At 45.9% G+C, this 10,445-nt stretch carries 9 protein-coding genes; 3 read left to right on the forward strand and 6 right to left on the reverse strand.

Annotation, left to right across the window (positions count from 1 at the left end; all coding sequences use genetic code 11):
- Positions 1 to 688, reverse strand: a 688-nt coding sequence (locus BUC50_RS08560) for a TRAP transporter substrate-binding protein (RefSeq protein ID WP_286677357.1), incomplete at its 3' end; no start/stop codon positions are given.
- 306 nt (positions 689 to 994) lie between these two features.
- Here BUC50_RS08560 and rlmN point away from each other — a divergent pair.
- The 3 genes from rlmN to BUC50_RS08575 are packed head-to-tail and all read left to right on the forward strand — an operon-like array spanning position 995 to position 4,005.
- Complete coding sequence (rlmN, locus tag BUC50_RS08565; protein ID WP_013047628.1) at positions 995 to 2,038, forward strand: dual-specificity RNA methyltransferase RlmN; 1,044 nt, start codon at positions 995 to 997, stop codon at positions 2,036 to 2,038.
- The gene (locus tag BUC50_RS08570) at positions 2,016 to 2,276 is read left to right on the forward strand and encodes a FeoA family protein (RefSeq protein ID WP_213700963.1); all 261 of its coding nucleotides are present in this window, start codon (positions 2,016 to 2,018) and stop codon (positions 2,274 to 2,276) included. The genes rlmN and BUC50_RS08570 overlap by 23 nt, the downstream gene beginning before the upstream one ends.
- Complete coding sequence (locus BUC50_RS08575; protein WP_273015080.1) at positions 2,266 to 4,005, forward strand: ferrous iron transporter B; 1,740 nt, start codon at positions 2,266 to 2,268, stop codon at positions 4,003 to 4,005. The genes BUC50_RS08570 and BUC50_RS08575 overlap by 11 nt, the downstream gene beginning before the upstream one ends.
- A 2-nt stretch (positions 4,006 to 4,007) precedes the next feature.
- Here the strand turns inward: BUC50_RS08575 and BUC50_RS08580 are convergent, their stop codons facing one another.
- The 5 genes from BUC50_RS08580 to BUC50_RS08600 form a co-directional block, all read right to left on the reverse strand.
- A complete protein-coding gene (locus BUC50_RS08580) occupies positions 4,008 to 5,291 on the reverse strand; it encodes an MFS transporter (RefSeq protein WP_083775735.1) in 1,284 nt (427 codons plus the stop codon).
- Positions 5,292 to 5,426: 135 nt separating this feature from the next.
- A complete protein-coding gene (alr, locus tag BUC50_RS08585; protein ID WP_273312995.1) occupies positions 5,427 to 6,551 on the reverse strand; it encodes an alanine racemase in 1,125 nt (374 codons plus the stop codon).
- A 36-nt stretch (positions 6,552 to 6,587) separates the two neighbouring features.
- Positions 6,588 to 8,183, reverse strand: a complete 1,596-nt coding sequence (locus BUC50_RS08590) for an N-acyl-D-amino-acid deacylase family protein (protein ID WP_013047623.1) — start codon at positions 8,181 to 8,183, stop codon at positions 6,588 to 6,590.
- An 84-nt stretch (positions 8,184 to 8,267) separates the two neighbouring features.
- Entirely contained in the window at positions 8,268 to 9,605 is a 1,338-nt protein-coding gene (locus tag BUC50_RS08595) for a TRAP transporter large permease (protein ID WP_013047622.1), read from the reverse strand.
- Positions 9,606 to 10,145, reverse strand: a complete 540-nt coding sequence (locus BUC50_RS08600) for a TRAP transporter small permease (protein WP_013047621.1) — start codon at positions 10,143 to 10,145, stop codon at positions 9,606 to 9,608.
- Positions 10,146 to 10,445 lie beyond the last annotated feature (300 nt).

Raw genomic sequence — 10,445 nt, forward strand, 5'->3', positions numbered from 1 at the left:
CCACTTCGTAGTGTCTCTCGTCAACCAGTGAGGGCCACATGGTCCAGCAGCCATCTACGACCTTTCTTGCCATGGCGTTATACAGCTCGCTCCATGGAATTGTTTCCAGGGTCATGCCCGTTCCTTCTCCCATGTTCGCGAGGCATCTTACGAAACCAAGAGAAGAAGACACTCGCAGTTTCAAGTTCTTGAAATCTTCGGGAGTGCGAATGGGCCTTTTGCTGTTCGCTATGCCGTAAGGACCCTGGGCAACGTTGAAAAGAACGTGGAAGCCCACTTCTTCCCACGCATCCTCCATAACCTTGAACAAAATGCCGCCGGCTGGAGAGTATGCCAGTCTCGCCTCATCAAAGTTCTCCACTGTCCAGGGCATCCAGTTCAGCATGCCCCCCGGCACCAGATTGACATAGGGAGAGAAAGTGCCAATGGCGATGCTGCCTTCCTGGACGGCGTGATATGACTCGTCGTGGTTGCCAAGCAATCCGTCGGGATAAAATTTGATTTCAATCCGACCGCCTGAATACTCCTTGACCTTATCGCAGAAAAATTCATATCCCTTGTTACTCAGAGGTCTTGACCAGGGTTGAGTAAAACTCCATTCATATTCAGCTTTGGCAAAAGCCTCGCCTCCAACAAGAAGGCTAAAAACACAGAGAATAAGCGCCCAAAAAAGTACGACCTTTTTCACTTTGCCACCTCCACATTTAGTAAATTGCAACATTAATTATAATACACAATTTTTGAAGTATTGGCAAAATATATTTTCATAATTGTTAATTAATTTATATTTTTCCAAAACGGAAATGTTAATAAACTCTTAAAAGCTTCCCGAGGGCCCGAGGAGTAAATAAATCGGAAGGAGACTGATCCGCAAAAAGAGAGTGAGGGCCTACAGAGCCCATGCTATTACTTCTTGACATTTTTTGACTAAACGTGCCATTATAAGCGAACGGCTATATAATATGAACTGTTTTTCAGTCAGGAGGATTAAGAAATGAGCGAAGCTGTTGTTGCTCTTGAAATGAACTATGACGAGTGGCTTGAGTTTTGTACAGAAAAACTCGGGCTTCAAAGATACAGAACTGATCAGATTTGTCAGTGGATATATGAAAAAAAGGTCTTTAATATCTACGATATGACGAATCTCGGAAAGGATCTTCGTGAGGATCTTGCTTATAAAATTTTAATTTTACCGCCAAGCCTCGTGAAACAGGAAACATCAAAAGATGGCACACGAAAATTCTTATGGCAGCTTCAGGACGGTCAGAGAATAGAATCCGTGCTCCTGTCTCACGGAAATCACAACACCGCCTGCATATCGAGTCAGGTTGGTTGCCCTTTGGCTTGCGCCTTCTGCGCTACGGGAAAGGGTGGTTTTGTACGAAACCTTACTCCCGGAGAGATCGTCGGCCAATTTCTGGCCATGGAAAAAGCCGCTGGACAGAACATTACCAATATAGTCTTTATGGGCATGGGTGAACCCCTCCTCAACCAGGAAGCTCTTTTCAAGAGCATAAAGATATTAAACCACCCCAAGATGAGAGGGCTCGGCGCCCGCCACATGACAATTTCTACCGCCGGCATTGTTCCCGGCATAAGAGCTCTTACAGAGCTGGAAATCCCTGTGAGGCTTTCTGTTTCTCTTCATGGCACAAATGACATGTTGAGGAATAAACTTATGCCTATCAATCAACAGTATCCCTTGGGATCCCTTATAGAAGCCCTTCGTGACTATCAGCAAAAAACTGGTGATCGCGTTACCATCGAATACGTGATGATCGATAGGGTAAACGACAATACGGAACAGGCATATGAGCTTGCTGCCCTTATGAATGGACTTTCTATTTACGTGAACCTTATTCCCTATAACCCTGTAGATGCTACATATAGGCGTTCTTCCCAGGAACGCATCAAGGCCTTTGGGAAGATCCTCAGTGAACTGAACATTGAATATGAAATCCGTCGGGAAAAAGGATCTGATATCAATGCCGCATGTGGTCAGTTACGAAGACAAAATGAAAAAAGCTCACGTTTATAACCTCAAAGATCTGCAAAATGGAGTTACTGCCCAGATCGTTCAAATGCCTAGCGGAGAATGCCGCTGTCGCCTGGAGGCCCTTGGGCTTCGGGAGGGAAAGATCATTGAAAAGGTTTCGGGCATGCCTTTTCATGGCCCCATTACCATTATAGTAGACGGCAGGCAGATTGCCATAGGGTGGCGTATCTCATCACGGGTGATAGTTAAACCTCTCAGGGAGTTTGGCCATGGGGCCTGAGAACCCTGCACAAAAAACCCTTCTTCTCATTGGAAACCCCAATGTAGGGAAAAGTGTTATCTTTTCTCGCTTGACCGGAGTACGGGCCATTTCATCTAATTATCCAGGAACCACAGTGGGCTTTTTGGAGGGATGGCTTCGTTACAATTCCGAAGTTTACAGGATTATAGACGTTCCTGGAGCCTACACTCTTGATCCCACGAATGAGGCGGAACAAGTTGCCCGCCGCATGGTAGATGAAGGGGCGGATCTGGCGATTATGGTACTTGATGCCACAGCTCTCGAACGAAACCTCTATCTGGCCTTTCAAGCCATGGAGCGAGGCATCCATACTATTGTGGCCCTTAATATGGTGGATGAGGCCCGGCATCGAGGCATCAGCATTGACGTTGAAAAACTTGAGAAGCTTCTAGGGGTACCTGTCGTTCCTACTGTAGCCTTGTCCGGGCAGGGAATAAATCGCATCATCCAGCGTATTCCCGAAGCCCGAAAAGGGCATATCCCTCCCCTTACGAGTGAGGAACGATGGAAACGAATCGGCCTAATTATAGAACAAACTCAAAAACTAACCCATCGCCATCATACCCTAAGAGACAAACTTGAAGACCTTTCAGTGGATTCATTCTGGGGAGGCGTAATAGGGGTTCTGGTTATCGCCCTGAGCTTTTATGTCATACGCCTTATTGGAGAAGGGCTTATCAACACGTTGCTTAACCCGATAACAGAGAGAGTTTGGATACCAGCCCTGATGAAGTTCTCTCCTATTTTAGGCAAACACCCTATACTGCATCAGCTCCTTATAGGAACCCTGATCCATGGGACTGTGGATATGGAGCAAAGTTTCGGTTTGCTTTCTACAGGACTTTACGTACCCCTTGTTATGGTGCTGCCCTATGTGCTGTCCTTTTACCTGGCTCTCAGCTTTTTGGAAGATGTTGGGTATTTGCCGCGCTTTGCCGTTCTTTTTGACGCCCTGTTCCACCATTTAGGCCTCCATGGCTATGCAATAGTGCCAGCTCTTCTTGGCCTGGGCTGCAACGTTCCTGGCATTTTAGCCACGAGGGTTCTCGAATCAGAGCGAGAAAGATTTATTGCCGCCACCCTTATTTCGATAGCCATCCCCTGCGCCGGCCTGCAGGCAATGATCGTAGGGGTAATAGGACATCTCGGCGGCAAATATGTGATCATAACCTATGGAGTCCTCTTTTCGGCCTGGGTTGTTATAGGGAGGATCCTCCATGCCCTTTTGCCAGGGCATAGTCCTGAGCTCATAGTGGAAATTCCCCCCTACCGGATCCCTTCGGTCCGTGACCTGTTCTTTAAACTCTGGTTTCGTCTGAAAGGATTCATTATGGAGGCCATCCCCCTGGTCATGGGGGGTGTGCTTCTTATTAACCTGCTTTACATGACAGGCGTAATTAACGGAATTACACGCTTTTTCAGGCCTGTTTTCACAGGACTTCTTGGTCTGCCGGCAGAAGCGGCCGGTCCCATTATTATGGGGCTCCTGAGAAAAGACGTTGCTGTTGGAATGCTCTCCACACTCAACCTGACGCCTCAGCAACTTATAGTGGCCACTGTAACGCTGGCCATGACCTTTCCTTGTATAGCGACCTTCATCGTGCTCTGGAAGGAACTTGGGGGCAAGAAACTTGCCGGAAGCCTGGCTATAATGATTTTTTCAGCCCTTACCGCCGGATCCCTTCTTCGGATCGTTCTAAACCTGTGAGTTTAACGCTCCCTTTTATGACGGTGCAAAACCCAAAGGGCGTAGAAAACAAGAGTACTCACTCCAAAAACGATAATGTAGGCCGCGGCGTACCCTTCTTTTGCATAGGATCCTGGTTCAACTCCAGGGAAAAAATCAAGTATGGCTCCTGTCCCCCACTGATAAATAATTACAGACAAATATATAAAGGTATTAACCACGCCCATGACCGCTCCCCGCAAATGAGATGGAGCCACTTCATTGATCTTCGCCGCGTAACATACCGCCCCTCCGCCCGTACACATTCCTAAAAGAAACCCTGCCGATGCCGCAAGATATATGGGAAAATGAAAGAAAAGAAGTCCGGTAATGAGGGCCAGGGAAAGAGAAAAAACAATTGAAAATGCATAAAGCAGAAAATTCCTGATCTTTTCAGAACGACCCAGAAACCCAGACAAAAGGGTTCCCATGACAACTCCCACTCCTATTAGACTCGCCCAACCGCGGCAATCGGCGAAAGGACGTTCATAAACGGCAGCAAACCAGGAAACAGCCCATAGAGCCTGAAGAGAAAGGATGGATGCCATAGAGAGACTCCATAAAAGGCTTATGGAGCGGCCAACTGGTGAGCCTGTAACAAAACGGAAGGCTTCCTTAAAGTTTTGCAGCAAACTATGGGAAAGGAATCTCTCTTTTGAATAAACAGGGTCGTCTTTTCTTTTCAGAAACAGCAAGGAGGAAAGAAAAAGGCAGAATATAGCGAGGAAAGTTGAAACGACCGGCATACCCCACGTATCAATAGCTGTTCCTAAAGGAGCGACGCCAACCACAGTCCCCATATTGCCAGTGGCTAACGTAATCCCCGAGTAAAAAGCGTAAAGAGTCAAAGGAAAGGCAGCAGCCTGAAAGACCAGAGCTCCCATGAATAGGGGTGAGAAGCCCAATCCCATAAGAAGCCGCCACAGAGAAAGGGTGAAAACTGTCGGTTTGAAAACCATCATAAATCCGCCCAACGCGGTAATAAACAGCCCGGTAGAAGCAACTCTCATGGGGCCGAACTTATCAAGCAGCACTCCACACACAGGCTGCATTGCCCCATAGGCATAAAAATAAAAACTCGCTATAAAACCTGTCATAGCCGCACTAAGACCTAAGGGGGCAGCATAGAGAGGCATGACAACCGCAGGCGCGATACGGAAAAAATAAGACATGAAATAAGCTAATAAGATAATCGCAAAGATGAAGTGAGCATTCCGAACGGTTTTAAGATCTTTTTGAGGATCCAATAGACTCAGCCCCTTCTTCATTTTATAGAAAACGCCCTTTTCAGGTGGCAACAATTATAATGGATTATAAAAGACACTTTTCACATAATAGCACAAAATTATCGGGGCCATCGTAACGACAGCCCCGATAAATGCTGTTTCTATAAACTTACAATTTTATTCGTTCAAATACACTCTCGGCACTCTTTTACCTATCATGTTGGGGAGGGTTGTGAAGATGGTTCCGATCTTGTCAGCGATCTCATCCCCTGTGATCGTTTCTTCTCCCTGCTTTCCAAGGAGAACGACTTCGTCTCCTATTTGGGGGTTCTGAAGAACGCTTACATCCACCAGAGCCTGGTCCATACATATCCGCCCCACTATGGGACATCGTTTCCCGTGTATTAACACTTCCGCACCTTTTCCTGAGAGCTCTCTGGAATAGCCGTCATGATATCCCACCGGTATAACAGCGATTCTTTCATCTGCTGTAGTTTCATATGTCAAACCATAGCTGAGTTTTTTTCCGGCTGGCACGGTACGAATTGCTGATATGGCTGTTTTAAACTCGAAAACAGGCTCTATGGCGATAGAACGTACCACTTCTTTTGACGGGTACATACCCACTACAAGCTGTCCTGGCCTTACGCCGTCCATAACAAACTGGGGCAGCGCAAGAGTAGCGCCAGAATTGCAGCAATGTTTTATAGAAAAAGTAATGCCCCGCTTTTCAAGCTCGCCAATAACTTTTACAAAGGTGGAATGCTGTTCATAAGTGTATGTTAGATCCCTTGCATCTGAAATGGCAAAATGGGTAAAGATCCCCTCCAGGTTAAGCCCTGGCAAATGAGAGATCTCTTCTACCGCATCTGCCGCCTCATGAGGGAAAAAGCCTATTCTTCCCATGCCGGAATCTATCTTGACATGGCCATATGCAGGTTTCTGAAGTCTGACAGATGCATCTGACAGAGCCTTAGCTATTCCTTTATCATTAATGGCAGCTCTTATCCCTAAACGAACATATTCTTCAGCAATGCCATACGGAGAAGGCCCCAGCACCAGTATAGGGGATTCAATGCCCGATTCCCTTAAGGAAATGGCCTCATCACCAGTGGCAACCGCAAAGAAGTCTACCCCCATATCTGCCAAAACCCTGCCTATTTTATCTGCTCCGAGGTTATAGGCGTCACCTTTTACAACGCCAAAGATCCTAACGCTCTCTCCCACATGCTTTCGTATTGCCCGATAGTTATTTCTGACCTTCTCAAGGTCAACTTCCAATCTGGTAGGTCTCCACGACATCTTAAACACCTCCCGCCCATATAATCGTTATGCTGTTTATTTCTTTCTTAAAACCCTACCGGCAGTTTTTCCGGTGCAAACGCCTTTCTCGACGGTTTTAACTCCATTTACAAAGACGTATTCGATCCCTTCCGGATCCTGTTGAGGATTCTCTATAGTCGCCTTGTCCCTTACTGTTTCTGGATCAAATATGACAATATCCGCATCCATTCCTTCTCGAATTATCCCCTTGGTCTGGAGACCATAACGAGCCGCCGGGAACCCAGTCATCTTCCATACTGCCTGCTCAATGGTCAAAACCTTTTCTTCCCTTACATATTTGCAGAGCACCCTTGGGTTCGTCCCAAAGGTCCTGGGATGGGACTTGCCTCCACTTGCTCCAAAAATAGAGTCTGATACGAACATGGCTGCCGGGTGCTTCATAACATACTGCACATCGTCTTCAGACATAGCATTGTAACAAACTGTGTCCGAACCTCCATTGGCCACAATAATGTCGAAAGCCGCTTCTATTGGAGACTTGCCCATAAGCTTCCCGACTTCCGATAGGGTTTTTCCTTCACATTCCGGAGTCTTTGGAGTGTACAACAATGTTATACCTTCACTGCCGCCGCCAAGCAAGTAGTAGTTATCCCAACTTACATCTGTTTTTATTTCTCCCATGACTTGTTTTCTCACAGAAGGATCAGCCAGGCGCTCATTAAGTTTCTGCAAACCGCCCTCTTGAATCCATGCCGGCAATATGGCCCGCAACGTCGTGCTGCTGTAATCATATGGATACAGATCTAACGTCACATCCACCCCATTTGCACGGGCCTCGTCCACTTTCTGCAAGGTAGTTTGTACAAGTCCCCAGTACATCTTACCAGCCGCTTTATGGTGGGAGATTTGTACAGGGATATCATTCTTATGCCCAATGTCTATAGTTTCCATAACGCTTTCTACAACTGCTCCTGATTCACTGCGCATATGAGACAGATACAGGGCATTTTTCTTCTTCAGTGCAGTCGTTAGAGCACAAAGCTCTTCATGGCTCGAGTAAACTCCGGGAGGATAGATCAGGCCGCTGGTAAGACCAAAAGCCCCGCTATCTATGGCCTCTTCCACATAAGCACGCATTTTTTCCATCTCGTCCTGTGTAGGCTGCCTGTTTTCAAAGCCCATGACAGCAAGCCTGACCGTACCTTGCCCGACACATGCGCCTATGTTTGTTCCCAGACTCAATGTTTCCAGCTTATCAAGCCAACCCCCAAAGCTACGCCACGTCCAGTCAAGAGTTGTCCCGCCTTTAAAGAATCCAACATACTGATCAAGCATCTCGACCTTATCATCAGTCACAGGTGCCGGGCTTATGCCGCACTGTCCTATTATTTGCGTAGTTACTCCCTGTTTAAGTTTCGAAAGCATCAGTGGATCCTGCAGCAGAACAAAATCCGCATGGGTATGGCCATCAATAAACCCAGGGCATAGCACCTTGCCTTCGGCATCTACTTCCTCTTTTCCAGTCGCATCAAGAGGTACTTTCCCTACAAAATCAATGCGGCCGTTTGATATTCCGACATCAGCTTTAAACCAGGGACTGTTTGTACCATCAACTACAATGGCATTTCTAATAATGACATCAAAGTTCATTGCTGGTCCGCTCCTTAACTTCTAAAGTGTAGTTAAAAATTGTTATATGCCAATTCCCCATGAAAAAATCTTCTTAATAAAAATCTACCATGGCCCCACCACATTGGGTCCTAAAATAACAGTTGGCAGCCAACATGAAAGAGCTGGGATATACGTCGTCAGAAGAAGAACAGGAATGCCTACGAGTAGAAGAAACTTCATCATGATTGGCACTAATTCTCCATAAGAGCATCCCGACAACCGGGACCCTACAAAAATAGACATGGCAAAGGGAGGCGTTATTACACCAAGACCAACATTAAGAATGACAATAGCGCCTAAATGAACCAGATTAACGTCAAGCTCCTTCATCAGAGGCAGGATAAGGGGCACTGCCAAAATCAAAATGGGAATGCCATCAATGAACATCCCCATGATCAAAAGAAGGATATTGACCATGAGCATGATCATAATCTTGCTCTCGAAAAGCCCCAACATCCAGTTTGCGACTTCCTGAGCCACTCCAAGACGAATCAAATATCGTGCGAAGACGGTTCCAGCTGCTATTAGAACCGCAATGACTCCTATAGAAACAAGGGAACTGAGCGTAGCGTTCCAAAAACCCTTTTTAGTAAGTTCCCTATATGCGAAAAGTCCCACAAAAATACAATAGATAGTAGCTATAGCTCCCGCTTCGTTAGGAGTAAAGATACCGCCGTATATGCCAACCAGAATGATGAGCGGACATCCCAACGCGGGAAGAGCTCCCCATGTAGAACTCATTATCTCCTTCATTCTCTCAGAAAAGGCGGCTGGTGGCAGTTCGTGCTCCGAAGCAATGGCCATATTCATATATTTGGGGCACAAATAAAAATTCAAAACCCCATAACCCAGAGCAATTAAAAGACCGGGGACAACTGTCGCAAGAAAAACAGCCGTCACGGACTGCTGAGCGACAAGACAATAGACGAGGGCTGGAACACTTGGGGGGATAAGATAGCCAAGAAAACTTGAAGAACAAAGGATAGCCGTGGTGTATTGGGGTTCGTATCCATACTTGGCAAGGCGAGGAACCAGCAGAGGAATAAGAGCGGAAATGCAGGGAACTGACGAACCTGTCAAAGCGCTGAGAAAGAGGGTCGCCACGATGGAGACAATTTCCATGCCCCCGCGTATCCTACCAACAAGGGCATAGGAAAAACGAACGATCCGATCAGCCAGCCCCGCTTCAGAAATAAGGCTTCCCGCATACACAAAGAACCCAATTGCCATTAGGACTTCACTAAAGAGAGAGTGGTAAAAAGTTCCTGCTGTAAAAGACAGCGGCATTCCAGCCACTGAAAGTCCAATAAGAGAGCTTCCTATAAACAGCCAACCGAGGGCTACTCCGCCAAAAAGACCTAAGAAGAAAAAAACTAAAGATACAGTTAGACCCAAAGCCATTTATTTTCCCTCCTGTGAAACCGGAATTACGTATTGACGGCGATAATCTATGAACTTAACTACAACATTATGTATAGAGTGAAATATAGAAAGTACAAGCATCATAAACATACACTCAACGAGCCAGCTCGTGTTAAACCACCGTACCAGAGTTCCATACTCCGGATATGTAATTGCGCGCAGCGTAAACTTTAGAACAACTGGCAAAAATGCGAACATAATAACAATCGATATTAAATTCAATATCATAATATATATGGCTCTTGACTTTGCCATGTGTTCTCCCTTAAAAAAGGTTTCTAGAAAGACGTCAACACTTGTGTGACCCTCCACTCTTGTGGTAAGAGCGATAGCCAACAGCATAAAAAACGTAAAAAAGTACAATGCCAAATCTGACAACCACATTATTTCAAAATGCAGCCAATAACGATTTACAACTTGAGCAAAGACAAGAACTGTTGTGAGAACAAGCCCAGCTGCACAAATTGTATTTTCGAATATTTCAATAAGCCTTACAAACCGTAAGTATAAATTCTTCATCCTTACCCCTCCGTGCCCATTAAACTTATAGAAAAAGCTTTTCTATAAAAACGATGACAACACAATATTTACAGATTCCACATGTTAAAGGAATAAAAAGGGGAGAAAGCAGCTCTATATCTCCCCTTTTTATAGCGAAAAGAACTCTTCTAAACTACAAAAACAACAAGGCTAAGAAAAGGCTATTTCTTTGCTTTCGCAGCAACCTCTTCGTGGATACGATCAAGTTCGTCAAGAATGACCTGGGTCATATTCTGTCCGGGGTATTTCTTTTCAAGCCATGGCGTGCAAAGCTCTTCC

This window comes from Aminobacterium sp. EBM-42 (assembly GCF_001896635.1).
Classification (GTDB): Bacteria; Synergistota; Synergistia; order Synergistales; family Aminobacteriaceae; genus Aminobacterium; species Aminobacterium colombiense.

Excerpts from the sequence above, each read along its gene's own strand:
- rlmN (WP_013047628.1), top strand. The coding sequence starts at position 995 with ATGAGCGAAGCTGTTGTTGCTCTTGAAATGAACTATGACGAGTGGCTT.
- BUC50_RS08570 (WP_213700963.1), top strand. The coding sequence starts at position 2,016 with ATGAAAAAAGCTCACGTTTATAACCTCAAAGATCTGCAAAATGGAGTT.
- BUC50_RS08575 (WP_273015080.1), top strand. The coding sequence starts at position 2,266 with ATGGGGCCTGAGAACCCTGCACAAAAAACCCTTCTTCTCATTGGAAAC.
- BUC50_RS08580 (WP_083775735.1), bottom strand. The coding sequence starts at position 5,291 with ATGAAGAAGGGGCTGAGTCTATTGGATCCTCAAAAAGATCTTAAAACC.
- alr (WP_273312995.1), bottom strand. The coding sequence starts at position 6,551 with ATGTCGTGGAGACCTACCAGATTGGAAGTTGACCTTGAGAAGGTCAGA.
- BUC50_RS08590 (WP_013047623.1), bottom strand. The coding sequence starts at position 8,183 with ATGAACTTTGATGTCATTATTAGAAATGCCATTGTAGTTGATGGTACA.
- BUC50_RS08595 (WP_013047622.1), bottom strand. The coding sequence starts at position 9,605 with ATGGCTTTGGGTCTAACTGTATCTTTAGTTTTTTTCTTCTTAGGTCTT.
- BUC50_RS08600 (WP_013047621.1), bottom strand. The coding sequence starts at position 10,145 with ATGAAGAATTTATACTTACGGTTTGTAAGGCTTATTGAAATATTCGAA.